Below are 15,843 nucleotides of genomic sequence, written 5' to 3' on the forward strand. Positions count from 1 at the left end.
CGTGCTGCGGTGCATCCGTCACGCAAGCTGGCCGACGCCCGGGCGGGTGGAGAGCCGTCCCGTCCCGTCCCGTCCCGCCCCGTCCCGTCGCGGGCGCGATCGCTGCCAGCCAATTGCCCCGCTGACGCCCCGCCTGGAGGGCGACTGCTGGGCAGCGATGGAGGCTCGGGGCCGGAGCGGGTGGCGGGGCGTGGACGGTCCCGGTGGTTGGTCTGTCGCCGCGGCCGGCTCGTGGCGTGACCAACTTCCGGGATGGATGCGGGACGGCGGGGCCTTGCGAGGCTGTTCTGGCGCATTCATCACGCAAGTTGGACGATGCTGCGCTGGCGCGAGCGTCCACGCGCCCTGCGGCGCGAGCGCTGCCAGGCAAGTGGCTCTCTCGAGGCGAGCGACGCCCGTCGCGGCCAGCCAAGTGGCCTCTTTGGCATCCGTCATGTCGCAGGACATCGGTGACAGTTCGAGCGGGGCCGGTGGTGACACTTCTCGGGCTGATCGGTTGGGTGGGCGTGCTGATCGACCCGGGCATGTCGTCGAATGAGCCTGTTGATGCCCGTGTCGGTCCCGCGATCAGTCAGCGGCCGGTGGATGTGCCGGTCGGGGGTCTGAAATGAGCGATCTTCCAGCTCGAGGACGATCAGTCGCGTCTCGCGTTCGCCTCTCACGTCGCAGCGAGCGAGACCCCGCTCGATCCGCATGCCGTCTTCAAGAAAGGCCTGGAGTCGCAGGGCGCCGCGCAACGGCTGCTCACCGATAGCCGTCTCGCGACGAGCAGCCACTCGCCGCGTCGATCGAGCAGCTCGAGGAACTGGTCGACCGGTTCGATGTCATCTGCAACCCCGAACCCCCGAACGAGGCCTTCCCGGGGCGAATGACCCCGCAGCGAGCATGGAACGTGACACAGCCCGCGGACCCGCCAGTGCTTGACCCCGGCCCGCTGACCAGGATCGCCGAGATCGCGAGGAGGACGGGGCGCACCGCGAGGCATTCCTCCGCAAGAACGGCACCGTTCAGCTCCAGTTCATTCGCGGGCAAAACTGTCACCGGTGTCCCGTGAACTCACACCCGAGGCGTCACAGATCGCCGCGGTTGTGCACACAAGCAGCGTTGTTGTGCGCTCGGGATGGGGTGGACCTGAAGTGCGCGGCTCCGTGGTGGGGATGCTTGTCGCCCAATGTTCGGGCGAAACACGCATTGGTGCGTGGAATCAGGTGAATTGTCCAAGGGTCGAACTTTCGAAGGATGGTCCGCGGACCGCGCGAATGCAACGCTAGCCGCATGCACAGAAAAGCACGTCAGCAGCACGGAGGCGGTGTCCTTCCCAAACCGCATTCTCGTTGCCGGGAGAGTCGTGTGGGAAAGGGGTCCGAGAATGCTCTTGTCGCAGCGCAATGCTGTAAATCGGAAACTTGCATGATGCTTCATGGTAAATGCTTGACGTGAAGAGCGACCTTTTCTAGTTTAGAACGGCGGTCGAACGGAGGCCGCGAAGTCACTATCAAGGGGGAAAGATGTCCAATTACATTGCGCCGAAAATCGAGCAGGTCGGATCCTACCGAAAGGTCACGAACGGGGTCTGGTTCGGTCGCTGGCGCGACATCTTCGGCGGGCGAGCATTCATCAAGGTGACGGTCGGCTAGGGGTCGTCGTTCGAACGAGGGGGCGGTGCGCTCATCGCGTGCATCGTCCCCTCCAGGCTCGAAGGAGAAAGGTGGTGAGGGGCATCTCAACGCTCAATGAAATCCGGTCGACTTTCTCGACGTCCACGCTCTGCTATTGGACGATGGATGACGGGGTCGTTCGTACCAGTGCATCCCAGCTCGACCTGCGTGGCTTCGCTGCGCTGGACCTCGACCGACTTTCGCTGGAGACCTGCCCCAACCTGCCGAGCATCTTCCGCCTGCGTCCGTTCTGGGCGAATGTCCGGGTGGTCGCCCCAGGTCACGACCTGGTTGTCGCTGGGGGGCGAGGGGGTGATCGACGCTGGTGGGAGGCGGGCGAGCACCGAGATGCGACGTTCGAAGCGGCGGCGGACCGATTGCGGCACGCTCTCCGCACCGCGGTCGAGCGGCGCCTCTGCCCGGGCGAGCGCCTCGGGGCAGATCTCTCTGGGGGGATGGACTCGACGTCGCTCGCCTACCTGGTTGAGGCGGTCGGGGGCGAGGTTGCTCACTTCCATGCAGGAACTGCGGATGCACAGAACCAGGACTCGCGATACGCGCGGCGAGCCGCGGCTGAGCTGCGCGGCGAGTTCGTGGAGCTGCCGTCCTTCACATCGACGCTTGACGCGTTCGCCACGGCAGCACGGAACGGGGAACGCACAGGGCACGGCGTTTCCGGGCCGCCGGCCTGGCGAGCCAACATGCCACATCTGCAGATGCTGTTCGAGCAGGAGCGCGCCCGAGATATTCGCACGCACATCAATGGGTTAGGTGGTGACGAGCTGTTCGCCCTGCAGCCGGCGATCATGTCGTCGTTGGTGCAGTCCGGCGCGGTCGCTGTGGGGCTGCGATCCGCTGCCCGTCTGGCGCGTGCGCAACGGTGGCCGGTGCTGCGGACTCTTGCAGCCGTGTGCTCCACACGCACCCTTGGTGACGAATTGGTGGCGCGTGTCCACGCGGACGCGAGTCCGCACGCTGACGCCTTCGGCTGGGCCCCGGGCTTCGGGGTCTCACGTTTCGCCTCCGCGCAGACACGGGCGAGAGTCGAGGCGCAGATCCGCGGTCAGGCAACGGCCGGGATCGAGCCGCACTTTCCCGATAGGGCCCGGCACCAGATGGCCGAGTCGGTCATGTTCCAAGGGGAAGTCGTGCGGCAGGTCAACGAGGCGTTTGCCGACGAGGGGGTTCATTGGGAAGCGCCCTTTCTCGATGACGAGATCCTGCGACTCATGTTCGGGCTCTCCTCGTCGATCGCGATAGGACAGCGGCATTCGAAGCCCCTGCTGGCCGCGAGTATGAAGGGTCTCGCGCCTGAGTGGATATTCAGTCGTGAAGACAAGGGTGAATACAGTGCAGATCTGTTCAGTGCCTTTGCTTCCAGAATCGGTGGCCTGAAATCGCTGTTTCGCGAGAGTTTTCTTGTCGATCAAGGTCTATTGAATCCCGACGCGATTCTCAATGCACTGGAGATGCCCGTGTTGAAGACGCACGACCTCTTCGAAATCGAGCAGCTCGCGACCCTTGAGCTCTGGGCTCGGGAAATGGAAGGCGAATGAGCGACAGATTGAGCGACGCCGATATCTATACCTTGTCGCCGACATGCTCGTTTGAGCAAGAGGGGGAAGGCGTTGTGGTTTTCGATGCCGGTGGAGGAACGTACTGGCGCGGCAACTCGACCGCCAGGCTGGTGCTTGAGCTCACCGTCCGGGGATGCACGCGCGCGGACGCCGTCGACCGGTTGGAGCGCGAGCACGGCCCCTCGGCAGGTCTGCGAGATGACGTGCGAGGCCTCTTGGCCGTCCTGATCAAAGCGCGCATCGTGAAGCGCAACGCATGAGCCTCCCGCTGAGCGCCCAGCCTTCCATCGCGACGAGGGGCTGCCGCGCCCTGACCGTGCGGTGCGCGGTCTCGGTCGCGTATCTGATCACGTACGCCAAGCCGCGGCAGATCAGACGGTTGCTCATCGAGCTGCGCCGTGGGGTCCGCCCATCGACGGGCGAGGAGGCGGAAGTCGCACGCGCGGCGGTGTGCGGCGCGAGTGAGCGTTGCGCTGGAGAGGGCTGCCTGCAGCGCTCGATCGCGACGGTCCTTCTCTGCCGTTTCGAAGGCCACGCGCCGAGCTGGTGCTCCGGCTACCGGACGGGGCCGTTCGTCGCGCATGCCTGGGTGGAAGCGGATGGCGTGCCCGTGTCGGAACCCCCCGAGGTAGCCAGCTACCGGAGAGTCGTCACGACCGAAGAGGACAGGCCGTCATGACCATGTTCCTCCAATCGCTCCACGCGGAAGCCATCAAGTTCACCTCACTGCGTTCGTCGCGGAACGCGAGTCTCGCAACCGTTGCGGTCGTGACAGGTGCCGCGTACGGCGTCACCGCGCTGACGCACCAGGCGATGCTCTCTGGAGATGTCAGCGCTGCTGGCGGACTCGAGCCTCAGTCGGCTTTCCTCATGGTGTTGCACTACGGGCAGATCGGGGCGATCTTCCTGGGGGCGAGTGTCTTCGCGCAGGAGCGGGACAACGGTGTTGTGGCATCCTCGCTTCTCGCTGTTCCCAACCGACGCAGCTTCTTCCTCGCGAAGGCGCTCTCCGCCCTCGCCTTCGGCTTCGCGGTCGCCCTTCCTGCTGTTCTCGGGAGCTATGCCGCCCGCTGCGCTGTCCTCGACTGCCGTGCGGTCGACAGCCTGACGAGCCTCCCCGGTGGAGACCTGCGCCTGCTCGCGGGGTACCTCGTCTACTGGTCGCTCATCAGCCTGCTCTCGTTCCTGATCTCGTCGGCGTTCCGCAGCGGCATCGTTGGGCTCTGCGCCATGCTCGCGCTCACGCTCGCCATCTCGCCGTACCTGCTCGAGTTCACCTCGGTCGCCAGGTTCTTGCCCGACCAGGCAGGCGCACAACTCCTTCTTCAGGACGCTCCGCTTGTCGGGGACCTGGGGCCGATGCTCGGGCTCCTCGTGCTGCTGAGCTGGATCGGCATCTTCGCCGTCGCTGGATTTCTCTCGGTCCGCTCCTGGGCCGTCAACCACGCAGAAAAGGGGGTGGGTTCATGATCGAAGTCGAGAACCTGACAAAGAACTACGGTAAGCGCACGGCCATCGAGTCCGTGTCCTTCGAAGCCAGAGCAGGCAGGGTGACGGGATTGCTCGGCCCGAACGGAGCGGGCAAATCAACGACGATGCGGATTCTGCTCGGTCTCGACCGAGCAACGTCCGGGCGCGCGTTGGTGCTCGGCTCCGAGTACCGAAGTCTGCGGCGTCCCCTGACCCGCGTTGGCGCGCAATTCGACGGGTCGGGTGCCCATCGCGGACGCACGGCGAAAGCGCACCTCCGCTGGATGGCGGCCAGCAACGGGATCTCGCCCACGCGCATCCCGGAAACGCTGCAGCTCGTCGGGCTGTCGGACGTCGCTGACCGTCGCGTCGGGACCTTCTCTCTGGGCATGGGGCAGCGTCTGGGCATCGCGGGCGCGCTCCTCGGCGACCCGGAGGTCGTGATCCTGGACGAACCGATGAACGGGCTCGACCCGGAGGGTATTCGCTGGATTCGAGATCTTGCTCGCTCGCTGGCGGGTTCCGGACGCACGGTGCTCATCTCGTCGCACCTCATGGGGGAGATGCAGTCCATGGCTGATGACCTCGTCGTGATGGCACGCGGAACGGTCATCAGGGCGGGGGCAGCGGCGAGCCTCGTCGCGGAGTACGACAGTCTCGAGCACGCGTACTTCGCCTGGACGCAAGGGCGCGCCGAGCATGTTGCGGGTGATGCCGCGTGAAGATGGCACTGGCGTCAGAGTCCTGGAAGCTCTTCACCCTCAGAGCAGTCCTCATCACGCTGGCGGTGAGTCTCGTCGTTCCGGTCCTGATGGCCGCAGTGACCGCGCCCTCTGTTGGCGAGGGGCTGCGCGTCGACGACCCGATGCTCGCAGCGGGGACAACGCCGGAGGTCGTCGGTCTCGAATGGATCGCACTCGGGCAGATCGGCGTCATCATCGTAGGGGTGCTTGCGGGAAGCGGTGAGTTCTCCGGCGGCCAGATCCAGACCTCGCTCGTCGCGGTGCCGAATCGGCTCAGGTTCGTCATCGCGAAGATCTCGGTCCTCGCCGTCACAGTGACGTTGCTCGGCGCGGTCACGATCCCGCTGCTCAGCATCTGCAGTCAGCTCGGTCTCGGATCGCTGAGTGTGCTCAGCGAGGGCGTGCCTGTCTCGCTCCTGGTGCGCTGGCTGGGCGGCGTCGTCTACTGGACGGGAATCGCGCTGATCGGGTTCAGCTTCGCGGTGCTGGTCCGCCAGGCCCTGGTGCCACTGCTCGTGCTCATCGCGGTCTCGCAGATCTCGCTCGTCCTGGTCTTCCTGACGCCATGGGCGAAGTTCCTGCCGACGATCGCCGGCGCGCAGCTGTTCGATGCGGCCGCCGTGACCGCAGCGAATCCGGCGGCAGCGCTCGAACCCGGGAGCGCATACGCGGTGTTCCTCCTCACGGTCGTGGCATTGGTCTGCTCCGCCGCCTTCGCGTTCTGCCGACGGGATGTGCGCGCATGAGCCTTCCGCGGGAGAAGCGGTCGGCGGCACTCGCCGGTCTGTTCCGACACGTCTTCGTGCAGAAGCCCACGCTCGTCGTGATCGTGGTCCTCAGCATCTGCGGCTCGGGAGCGGCGCTCGCGCAGCCGTGGCTCGTGGGCCAGATCATCGACCGGGTCGGCGCGAGCGAATCGCTTGGGGTGCTTCCGTGGCTGATCGTCGGCCTTCTCGTCGTGGGCGGGCTGATCTCGGGCTTTCTGCAGTACCTCATCCAGAGAACGGCCGAGGTCGCCATCCGATCAGCTCGGGTGGGCCTCGTCGACCACATCCTGCGTCTTCCCATCGCGACCCTCGATCGCCACCGCGTCGGTGATCTGGTCTCCCGCGTGAACGCGGACACCTCGGTCATCCGCAGCATGTTGACGCAGGGATTCGTGGAGTCGATCGCCGGTGTCGTGACCTTGATCGGCGCGCTGGTGGCGATGTGGTTGATAGATCCGTTGCTGCTCGTGGTCTCACTCGGCGTCGCGCTCGTTGCCGTCTTCCTCGTCGTGATGATGACGTCACGGATCGAGGAGGCCAGCTTGGGGGTGCAACAGGCGGTCGGCCGCCTGTCGTCCTCGCTGGATCGGGCTATCCGCGCCGTGCGCACAGTGCGGGCGGCGAACATGACAGGCGCGGAGTCGGAGCGTGTGAAGGGGGATGTGGAAGCCAGCTGGGCTGCCGGCCTGCGGGTCGCGCGGATCACCGCCACGCTCGCGCCGGTCTCGTCCGCCGCCATGCAGGCTACGTTCCTTGTGGTCCTCGGACTCGGCGGCTACCAGGTCGCGGCGGGTGTGCTGACCGTCTCCGACCTGGTCTCCTTCATCTTGTTCCTGTTTTTGCTGATCATGCCGCTCGGGCAGATCTTCGGAACGATCAGCGCTGTCGGCGAGGCTGTGGGCGGGATGGTGCGCATCAGCGAGGTCATGGAGCTGCCGCTGGAGGCGGATGCTGAAGCTGGAGCCGTTACCGCTCCTGCCACCGATGAGGGCAATGTCCTCGAGTTCCAGGATGTCGCTTTCTCCTACCCAGTCGCTCCCGAGCGGGATTCCGAGGATCTCGCGACGCTCGCAGCGGTCAGCTTCGAGGTGCCGCGAGGCGAGCGCGTCGCGCTCGTCGGGCCATCCGGGGCAGGGAAGAGCACGCTGCTGCAGCTCATCGCTCGCTTCTACGATGTGGATCGGGGGACGATCCGCTTCAACGGGGTCGATACCGCTGGCATCTCGCGTGAGGCCGTGCGGTCCCGGATCGCCTACGTCGAGCAGGAGGCGCCCGTGCCCGCGGGGTCCCTGAGGGACGCCGTGACACTCGGCTCACAGGCGCACACCGACACCGACATTCGCGAGCTGTTGAGCGAACTGGACCTCGTGGGAGTGCTCGAGCGCTCCCCACTCGGCCTCGACGCAGATCTGGGGGAGGGCGGCGTGCTGCTTTCAGGCGGTGAGCGTCAGCGCCTGGCGATTGCGCGCGCGCTGCTCCTGAAACCCGACATCCTGCTGCTCGACGAGTCGACGTCGCACCTCGACGGGGTGAACGAAGAGCGCGTGCAGGCGGCGATCGCACGCAGGGCGGGACGGTACGCGATGCTGGTCGTGGCCCATCGCCTCGCCACGGTGCGCTCTGCGGACCGGATTCTCGTGCTGGACGCGGGACGAATCGTCGATTCGGGACGCCATAACGAGCTCATTCAGACGTCAGAGCTCTACCGAGAACTGGCGCGCAACCAGCTTCTCCCGCTCTGAACCGCGGGCGTCCTCAGTGCCCGAGGTTCGCCTTGAGCACGGAGATGCCGACGCCGACGAGGGCGAGGCCGATGCCGGCCGCGAAGGTGCGGAAGGAGGGCTTCTCGCCGCGGATACGCTGGATGGTGAAGCCCATGCCGGCGAGACGCACGATGATGACGACCTCGGCGACGATCTGCGCCGTCTCGCCGTCGATGACACCGAGCGCGGCGACCCCGAGGATCGCCGCGGGGATGGACGCGGCAGAGGCGATCGGGACCGCGTCCCGCAGCTCGTGGAGGAATTTGAGGTGCGCTGTGCGCTCTGGGCGGTCGGCGGCGCGTGTCGAGTGGCCAACGGCGTCGGCGATGAGGTGCGCGAGGAGGGTCGTGCCGCCCGTGGCCAGGACCACGATCGCGCCCTCGCCGGGGTTCTCGCCAGCGTGCACGAGTCCGAGGAGCGTCGCGAGCACGATGATGTTGCCGTACACGTACGCCGTGAGGCGGCTCGCGGCGCGCTCCCGAGGCAGGTCGTCCTTGCGGCGCAGGATGGCGGTGGTCATGGGGACAGACGCTAGCCCAGCCGCGGCCTAAACTGGGAGAGCCGCGATCGCCGTCGGCAGGAAAGGACGCCTCGTGTCGGAACGTGCAGCGACTCAGAAGCTCGACATCGCCGTCATCCCGGGTGACGGTATCGGCCCGGAAGTCGTCGCCCAGGCGCAGCGAGCGCTCCGCGCCGCCCTCCCGGAAGGCGTCGAGCTGAGCCTCACCGAGTATCCGTTCGGAGCGGGGCACTACCTCGAGACCGGCAAGATCATCTCCGAGGCGGAGCTGCACGCGCTCGCCCAGCACGACGGCATCCTGCTCGGCGCGGTCGGGGGAGACCCCGCAGACGAGCGCCTCGCGGGCGGCATCATCGAACGCGGTCTGCTGCTGAAGCTGCGCTTCGCGTTCGATCACTACATCAACCTGCGCCCTGGCGCGATCTCGCGCGGCGTGAAGACCCCGTTGAGCGACCCAGGCGAGGTCGACTTCGTCGTCGTCCGCGAGGGCACCGAGGGGCCATACGTCGGCAACGGCGGCGTGGTCCGTGCCGGAACGCCGCACGAGATCGCGACCGAGGTCTCCGTGAACACGGCCTACGGCGTGGAGCGCACCGTCCGCTACGCGTTCGAGAAGGCGCAGTCGCGTCCGCGCAAGCACCTGACGCTCGTGCACAAGAAGAACGTGCTCGTCAACGCCGGCGTGCTCTGGCAGCGTGTCGTCGACCGGGTCTCCGCCGACTACCCGGACGTGGCCGTCGAGTACCTGCACGTCGACGCTGCTACGATTTTCTTCGTCACGAACCCACAGCGATTCGACGTGATCGTCACCGATAACCTGTTCGGCGACATCGTGACCGACCTTGCCGCAGCCATCACCGGCGGCATCGGGCTGGCGGCCTCGGGGAACATCAATCCCGAAGGCGAGTTCCCCAGCATGTTCGAGCCCGTCCACGGCTCGGCTCCAGACATCGCGGGCCTCGGCAAAGCCGACCCGACGGCGGCGATCCTCTCCGTCGTTCTGCTGCTCGAGCACTTCGGACTCTCGGACGCAGCCGCATCCCTCGAGAGCGCCTGCCGCGCCGACCTCGCATCCCGAGGTGGAACGGCCAGGAGCACCTCCGAGATCGGCGACGCCATCATCTCCCGACTGACCGCGCAAGGAACCCACGCATGAGCGACACCAGCAGCACCCAGCCCGGCACGACGACGCAGGCCGCCATGGCCGAGGGAGCCTCCCTCGAGTTCACGATCGAACGCAACCCGGCTCCGGCTTCGGCCGAGGTCAGGGACGCGGTGCTCGCCGACCCCGGGTTCGGCAAGCACTTCACGGACCACATGGTGATCATCGACTGGACCCTCGCCGAGGGCTGGCACGATGCCAGAGTCGTGCCGTACGGGCCGCTGCAGGTGGACCCCTCGTCGGCTGTCTTCCACTACGGCCAGGAGATCTTCGAGGGGCTCAAGGCCTACCGGCACGGCGGGGGAGATGTGTTCGCGTTCCGGCCGGAGCGCAACGCCCGCCGCCTGCAGAGCTCCGCACGGCGCCTCGCGCTGCCCGAGCTGCCCGAGGAGCTGTTCGTCGAGTCGGTGCGCCAGCTCGTGCAGATCGACGAGCAGTGGGTCCCGGCGGCTGGCGAGGGCAAGACCCTCTACCTGCGCCCCTTCATGATCGCGTACGAGAACTTCCTCGGCGTGCGCGCGGCGCAGACCGTGCGCTACATGGTCATCGCCTGCCCAGCCGGCTCCTACTTCTCCGACCCCACGCGCCCCGTCGACATCTGGCTCTCGCAGGAGTACTCCCGCGCTGGCGCGGGTGGCACGGGAGCCGCGAAGTGCGGCGGCAACTACGCGTCGTCGCTGCTCCCACAGGAGGAGGCGTACGCGAACGGCTGCGAGCAGGTGCTGTTCCTCGACGCGGCGGAGAACACGTACCTCGAGGAGCTCGGCGGCATGAACATCGTGCTCATCAAGTCGGACGGCACGATCCTCACCCCGCTGAGCGACTCCATCCTGCCCGGCATCACGCGGGACAGCGTCCTCGAGCTGTGCGAGCGGGCCGGTCGGAAGATCGAGCAGCGCCGCATCACGATCGACGAGTGGCGCGAGGGGGTCGCCGACGGCACGATCGTCGAGGCGTTCGCCTGCGGCACTGCGGCGGTCATCTCGCCGATCGGCAAGGTCAAGTCGCCCGAGTTCACGATCGAGAACCCGGTCATCACGCAGGATTCGGTGAGCATGCGCATCCGCGCCGAGCTCACGGGCATCCAGAACGGCGAGCTGCCCGACCTCATGGGCTGGACGCAGCGCCTGGCCTGAGGGCTGGCGGACCGGAGTGAGCGGACGGACGGCGGGCTGACGCGTGGTCTACGGCTGGGCTGCCCGCAAGGGCGCTGAATACCAGGAGCAGGCGATGGCCGCGCCGTCGAGGCGAGGCTTCGTGCTGCTCGCGGTGCTCGAGCTCGGCCTAGCGGGCCTGTTCGCCGGGTTCCTCACGGCCGGGCAGTTCTGGCTGGCGCCGGTGGTGCTCGTGGTCGCCACGCTCGCGGGATGGGCGACCACGAGGTTCCTCGTGCACGTCTCGGCGTGGCTGCGGCGGGTGGTGGTGATCTCGGCGGTGCTCGGGATGCTCGCGCTCGGGGTGTTCGCGAGTCCGGTCGCCGGCATGGGGCTGCTGGCGCTGTTCGCGTTCGCGGGAGGCTGGTTCCTGACGTTCGCGGTGGCGCCGTCGCGCGCCGTCCGCTGGCGTGCGGTGACGCGGGGTCGCCACTAGCTCGTGTAGTGGAGCGCCATGTAGGAGCCGCGCAGCAGCTGCACCTCGAGGACAAGCTGCCGGAAGGTCCAGGCGCGCGGGGGCCGGCAGGTGATGAGCGACATCGGTCCGTCTCGCAGCTCGAGCAGCTCGATGCCCTCGATCTTCAGCTCGGTGTCCGGGCGTGCCCTCGCGAGCAGCGCGCGAACGCCGTCCTCGTCCATGTCGGTGTCGCGGGGAGCGTCGAACTCGAACGTGAGCTCGTGGATGTCGACGAACAGCGCGTCGGTGTCGTCGAACTCGTCGCGCCGCCCGTCCTCGCGCTGCTCCTCGCGGTACACGTAGCCGAGCACGTCGTCGCCGGCTGGCATCGTGACGATGAGGCCGCGGCCGGGTTCGAGCTGCTGGCGCAGCGACCGGCAGACGTGGGCGAACGCGAGGTCCTCGACGTCGAGGACGTCGACGGTGATGTCGACGGCTCCGTCGTCGCCGAGCTCGACGCCGTTGGGGAGGGTGTACGTGTTCGCCATGCCGTCAGTCTCCCAGAACGGCGGGGTGCGGATGCGCGCGGCGCGTCACGCGCCGCCGGCGCGCAGCCGCCTGGCCGCACCGGCGAGCCACAGCTGCACGCCCTCCGACATGACGCGCGGGTCGAGGCCGGAGATGGCGGCGATCTGGTCGAGGCGGTAGCGCACCGTGTTGCGGTGGGTGCCGAGCTCATCGGCGACCTGCGCGATCTGGCCGGAGTGGGCGAAGTAGGCGTCGAGGGTGGCGAGCAGCATCGATCCGTGCTCGGCGTCGTGGGCTTCGAGCGGCCCGAGCACTTCGGCGGCGAGCTCCAGCACGGGCACGTCGCGGCTCGCGAGCAGCAGCGAGGAGATGGACAGACGTGCGGAGGTGGCGACGTCGATGTCCTTCGGCGAGTTGCGCAGCGCATCCCGGGCCTCGAAGTAGCTCCAGCGGAGGGCGAGGGAGGCCGGGTAGAGGTCGCCGATGCCGACCCGCGCTGCGATGCCCGCCGAGCGGGCGAGGCCGATGAACGCCTCGGCCGCGTTCGGCATGCGCGTGCGCTCCGGCGCGATGATGAGGAGGCGGCCCTCGAAGACCGCGGACACCGACGACTGCAGCTCGGCGGGCAGCGGCAGCGCGGTGAGCTCCGCGGTGCGGCGCTCCTCGGTCTCGGCGACCAGCACGCGTGCGGCCTGCCCCGTGGCCACGCCGAGCGCCGTCAGGCGCCGCTCGGCGTCCTCGATCGTGAACTTGCCGCGGATGAGGTCGTGCAGCACGTGTCCAGACGCGTCGCGGGCGGCGCGAACGCGACGCGTGTCCTGGATGAGCTGCAGGCTGAGCAGCGACCGCGCGTAGTTCACGAGGCCCTCGTTGACGCGGGGGTTCGTGATGTGGAGGGTCGCGCCTGCCGACTGGCCCGTGGAGATGGGGAGCGCATCCCACCCCGTGACGGTCTCGTCGTGCACGTCGAGGCTGCCGGCGAGCAGCTCGCCGAGGCGGGTCACGGCGACGTGCGAGCTCGTCAGCCTGGCGAGCCGCGCGGCGAGCCCCGTGATGCCGCCGTCGGAGAGCAGCGACGTCACCAGCTGCTGCTGCTGGCGGTGCTCGCTCTCGAGACGCGAGTGCTGCTCGTCGGTGCTCGCCTGCGTGACGACCTTCGTGAGCGCCGCGAACGGCGTCTCGTAGGCGACCTCGAAGAGCGGGAGCCCGGCCTGCTCGGCCGCCGCTATGAGGGCGGCCGGCACGGTGTCGTGCGTGAAGCCCGTCCCGACGCCGAGCGCGACCGTGTCCGCCTCGACGAGGGACTCCACGAACGAGCGGTACGCGCGTGTGCCCCGCAGGCGCATCCCGGTCGTGAGCACCAGCTGCCCGCCCGTGAGGAACGGCTGCGGGTTGAGCAGCTCCGTCGTCGCCACCCACTCGATGCCGGCGCGCAGCGCCTGCGGCTCGCCCGTGTGCAGGGTGAGGCCCAGGGAACGGTTCGCGAGGAGCGTGTCGACGGTGGCGAGCATGCCCCGATTCTAGACATGCCCTAGACGGATGCACAGAAGTGGTCAGACCGGTCGTGCGCGTGCCCATTCGTCTCGCGGTGCAGAACCGCGTAGCCTTCAAGCCATACCAAGAGGTCGAACCCCGAGGAAGGAAGCACCGTGACGGAGTTCCGCATTGCCCAGGAGCGCAAGCTCGAAGGCGCCATTCCAGGCCCCAAGTCGCAGGCCCTGACTGCGCGTCGTGAGGCGAGCGTCTCCGCATCGCTTGTCCCCGCAGTCCCCGTGTACGCGGCTGACGTCGACGGCGCCATCATCCGCGACGTCGACGGCAACCAGTTCGTCGACTTCGGTGCAGGCATCGCCGTCACGAACGTCGGCGCATCCCACCCCCGCGTCGTCGCGGCCGTGCAGGAAGCGGCAGCGCACTTCACGCACACCGCATTCGGCATCACCCCGTACGAGGGCTACGTCGCCGTCGCCGAGAAGCTCATCGAGATCACGCCGGGCGACCACGCCAAGAAGGCCGTGCTCCTCAACTCCGGCGCGGAAGCCGTCGAGAACGCGGTCAAGATCGCCCGCCACTCGACCGGCCGCAACGCCGTCATCGCGTTCGACCACTCGTTCCACGGCCGCACGAACCTCACGATGGCCCTCACCGCGAAGAACATCCCGTACAAGGACGGCTTCGGCCCGTTCGCGCCCGAGGTCTACCGCGCGCCCATGAGCTACCCCTACCGTGACGGCCTCACGGGCGCCGAGGCGGCAGCGCGCACGATCGACGTCATCGAGAAGCAGGTCGGCGGCAAGAACGTCGCGGCCATCATCATCGAGCCCATCCAGGGTGAGGGCGGCTTCATCGTCCCCGCCGATGGATTCCTCCCCGCGCTCGTCGAGTGGGCGAAGGCCAACGGCGTCGTCTTCATCGCCGACGAGGTCCAGGCCGGCATGTGCCGCACCGGCGCCTGGTTCGCGTCGGAGCACGAGGAGATCGTGCCCGACCTCGTCACGATCGCCAAGGGCGTCGCGGGCGGCATGCCGCTGTCGGCCGTCGTCGGCCGCGCCGAGATCATGGACAGCGTGCACGTCGGCGGGCTCGGCGGCACCTACACGGGCAACCCGGTCGCCACGGCCGCCGCGCTCGCCACGATCAGCATCATGGAGGACGAGCAGCTCGCTGCCCGCGCCCTCGAGATCGAGACGATCGTGAAGACGCGCTTCGAGGCGCTCAGCGCCGAGCTCGGCGAGAACACGATCATCGGCGAGGTCCGCGGTCGCGGCGCCATGCTGGCGTTCGAGTTCGTCGAGGCCGGCACGGCGACGACCACGAAGAAGCCCCACCCGGCCGCCGTCAAGGCGATCGTCGCGGATGCGCTCGGCCAGGGCGTCGTGCTGCTCTCCTGCGGCACCTACGGCAACGTCGTGCGCCTCCTCCCGCCGCTCACCATCACGGACGAGCTGCTGAACGACGGCCTCGACGTGCTCGAGGCGGCTATCCGCGCTCAGGCGTAGAACGCCCGCGCCCGTCTCGGGCGCGCATCAAGCCGCCGGGGAGACCCCGGCAACAGAATCTCGACGCCCCGGCACATTCCGCGCCGCCGGGGCGTCGAGGTATTTCCGGGCGTACCTGCTCGCCGCCGCACATTGCACAGGCGCCCAGGGCACAGACCCCCACAGCACAGACCTCGGGCAGATGCAGCTTCATCGCGAGACGAAGCTGCATCTGCCCGAGGTCTGTGTCGGGACGCGTGCCTGTGCCGGGGACGGGTGTCAGTGCCTGCCGGGTGGCTGCGCCGGGCGGGTCAGGCGGCGGGGGCCTGCTTCGCCTTGCGCTGCGCCTTGATGGTCTTGTAGGCGTTCTGCCCGGCGATGAACAGCAGGTACGCGCCGAAGAGGATGCTGCCGACCATCGGGTCGATGAGCACGGCGCACCACACGCCGAGGAGGCTCGTGAGCGCGGCCGTCAGCCCGATCGCGGCGGCCGCCTTCAGGTCGACGTTGCGGCGCCGGGAGTTGCCGATCGTGCCCGTGATGGTGGTGGGGATCATGACGAGGAGGCTCGTGCCCTTCGCCTCGAGGTCGCTCGAGCCGAACAGCAGCATGAGCGCAGGCACGAGGATGACGCCGCCGCCGACGCCGATGAGCCCCGAGATGATGCCGGTGACGAGGCCGAGCGCAACGAGCATGAGTGCCGTGAGCGCCGTCATGGTGACCTCGGCGTCGCGGCTCGGCACGGCGAGGAACAGGGAGACGGCGACGCCGAGCAGGAAGACGATGAACATCCACCGGAGCACGATGAGCGGCAGCTTGTTGAGGAGCCACGATCCGATCCAGGCGCCGGCGATGGCGCCGACGATGAGGATGAGGCCCGCGAGCCAGTTCACGGAGCCGGTCAGGACGTAGCCGACGACGCCGACGATGGCGGGTGGGATGATCGCGGCGAGCGACGTGCCGGCGGCGAGGCGCTGGTCGAACGCGAGCATGGCGGTCAGCGCGGGCACGATGATGGTGCCGCCGCCCACGCCGAGGAACCCGGAGAGGAAGCCTGCCGCGAGGCCGATCGAGATGAGCACTATCCAGTCGCGGCGGGTCCTGGTGGTGGCGGGCGTGGTCATGG

16 protein-coding genes are annotated in these 15,843 nt (G+C 68.1%); 12 read left to right on the forward strand and 4 right to left on the reverse strand.

Annotated features, from left to right (window positions below; genetic code table 11):
* The first annotated feature begins 1,508 nt into the window (after positions 1 to 1,508).
* The 8 genes from C5E07_RS02640 (at position 1,509) to C5E07_RS02675 (ending at position 7,957) form a co-directional block, all read left to right on the forward strand.
* Entirely contained in the window at positions 1,509 to 1,637 is a 129-nt protein-coding gene (locus tag C5E07_RS02640) for a lasso RiPP family leader peptide-containing protein (protein WP_104240432.1), read from the forward strand.
* A 74-nt stretch (positions 1,638 to 1,711) separates the two neighbouring features.
* Positions 1,712 to 3,214, forward strand: a complete 1,503-nt coding sequence (locus tag C5E07_RS02645; protein ID WP_104298335.1) for an asparagine synthase-related protein — start codon at positions 1,712 to 1,714, stop codon at positions 3,212 to 3,214.
* Positions 3,211 to 3,495, forward strand: coding sequence for a PqqD family protein (locus C5E07_RS02650; RefSeq protein ID WP_104298336.1), 285 nt, complete (start codon positions 3,211 to 3,213; stop codon positions 3,493 to 3,495). Before C5E07_RS02645 ends, C5E07_RS02650 begins: the two co-directional genes overlap by 4 nt.
* Positions 3,492 to 3,914 (forward strand): lasso peptide biosynthesis B2 protein, encoded by a 423-nt coding sequence (locus tag C5E07_RS02655; RefSeq protein ID WP_104298337.1) that lies wholly within the window; start codon positions 3,492 to 3,494, stop codon positions 3,912 to 3,914. Before C5E07_RS02650 ends, C5E07_RS02655 begins: the two co-directional genes overlap by 4 nt.
* Complete coding sequence (locus tag C5E07_RS02660; protein WP_104298338.1) at positions 3,911 to 4,705, forward strand: hypothetical protein; 795 nt, start codon at positions 3,911 to 3,913, stop codon at positions 4,703 to 4,705. The genes C5E07_RS02655 and C5E07_RS02660 overlap by 4 nt, the downstream gene beginning before the upstream one ends.
* A complete protein-coding gene (locus tag C5E07_RS02665; protein WP_104298339.1) occupies positions 4,702 to 5,427 on the forward strand; it encodes an ABC transporter ATP-binding protein in 726 nt (241 codons plus the stop codon). Before C5E07_RS02660 ends, C5E07_RS02665 begins: the two co-directional genes overlap by 4 nt.
* A 2-nt stretch (positions 5,428 to 5,429) precedes the next feature.
* On the forward strand, positions 5,430 to 6,194 hold the full coding sequence (locus tag C5E07_RS02670) for a hypothetical protein (RefSeq protein ID WP_104240438.1): 765 nt from the start codon (positions 5,430 to 5,432) through the stop codon (positions 6,192 to 6,194).
* Complete coding sequence (locus tag C5E07_RS02675; RefSeq protein ID WP_104298340.1) at positions 6,191 to 7,957, forward strand: ABC transporter ATP-binding protein; 1,767 nt, start codon at positions 6,191 to 6,193, stop codon at positions 7,955 to 7,957. Before C5E07_RS02670 ends, C5E07_RS02675 begins: the two co-directional genes overlap by 4 nt.
* A gap of 13 nt (positions 7,958 to 7,970) precedes the next feature.
* Here C5E07_RS02675 and C5E07_RS02680 read toward each other — a convergent pair whose 3' ends face one another.
* Positions 7,971 to 8,498 carry a hypothetical protein gene (locus C5E07_RS02680; protein WP_104240440.1) on the reverse strand — a complete coding sequence of 176 codons (528 nt, stop codon included), beginning with the start codon at positions 8,496 to 8,498 and terminating at the stop codon, positions 7,971 to 7,973.
* A gap of 73 nt (positions 8,499 to 8,571) precedes the next feature.
* Here C5E07_RS02680 and C5E07_RS02685 point away from each other — a divergent pair, with 73 nt between their 5' ends.
* The 3 genes from C5E07_RS02685 to C5E07_RS02695 are packed head-to-tail and all read left to right on the forward strand — an operon-like array spanning position 8,572 to position 11,250.
* A complete protein-coding gene (locus tag C5E07_RS02685; protein ID WP_104298341.1) occupies positions 8,572 to 9,654 on the forward strand; it encodes a 3-isopropylmalate dehydrogenase in 1,083 nt (360 codons plus the stop codon).
* 44 nt (positions 9,655 to 9,698) lie between these two features.
* A complete protein-coding gene (locus C5E07_RS02690; protein WP_219819584.1) occupies positions 9,699 to 10,796 on the forward strand; it encodes a branched-chain amino acid aminotransferase in 1,098 nt (365 codons plus the stop codon).
* Positions 10,797 to 10,839: 43 nt separating this feature from the next.
* On the forward strand, positions 10,840 to 11,250 hold the full coding sequence (locus tag C5E07_RS02695; protein WP_104240443.1) for a hypothetical protein: 411 nt from the start codon (positions 10,840 to 10,842) through the stop codon (positions 11,248 to 11,250).
* Here the strand turns inward: C5E07_RS02695 and C5E07_RS02700 are convergent.
* A complete protein-coding gene (locus tag C5E07_RS02700) occupies positions 11,247 to 11,759 on the reverse strand; it encodes a hypothetical protein (protein ID WP_104298343.1) in 513 nt (170 codons plus the stop codon). The genes C5E07_RS02695 and C5E07_RS02700 overlap by 4 nt on opposite strands.
* Before the next feature lie 45 nt (positions 11,760 to 11,804).
* A complete protein-coding gene (locus tag C5E07_RS02705; RefSeq protein ID WP_104298344.1) occupies positions 11,805 to 13,250 on the reverse strand; it encodes a PucR family transcriptional regulator in 1,446 nt (481 codons plus the stop codon).
* 138 nt (positions 13,251 to 13,388) lie between these two features.
* Between C5E07_RS02705 and gabT the strand changes: the two genes are divergently transcribed.
* On the forward strand, positions 13,389 to 14,738 hold the full coding sequence (gene gabT, locus C5E07_RS02710) for a 4-aminobutyrate--2-oxoglutarate transaminase (protein WP_104240446.1): 1,350 nt from the start codon (positions 13,389 to 13,391) through the stop codon (positions 14,736 to 14,738).
* A gap of 290 nt (positions 14,739 to 15,028) precedes the next feature.
* On the opposite strand, the gene C5E07_RS02715 is transcribed toward gabT, so the two are convergent.
* Positions 15,029 to 15,841, reverse strand: a complete 813-nt coding sequence (locus tag C5E07_RS02715) for a sulfite exporter TauE/SafE family protein (protein ID WP_104298345.1) — start codon at positions 15,839 to 15,841, stop codon at positions 15,029 to 15,031.
* Positions 15,842 to 15,843 lie beyond the last annotated feature (2 nt).

Origin of the sequence: Pseudoclavibacter sp. RFBJ3, from assembly GCF_002931375.1 — a bacterium.
GTDB lineage: Bacteria > Actinomycetota > Actinomycetes > Actinomycetales > Microbacteriaceae > Pseudoclavibacter.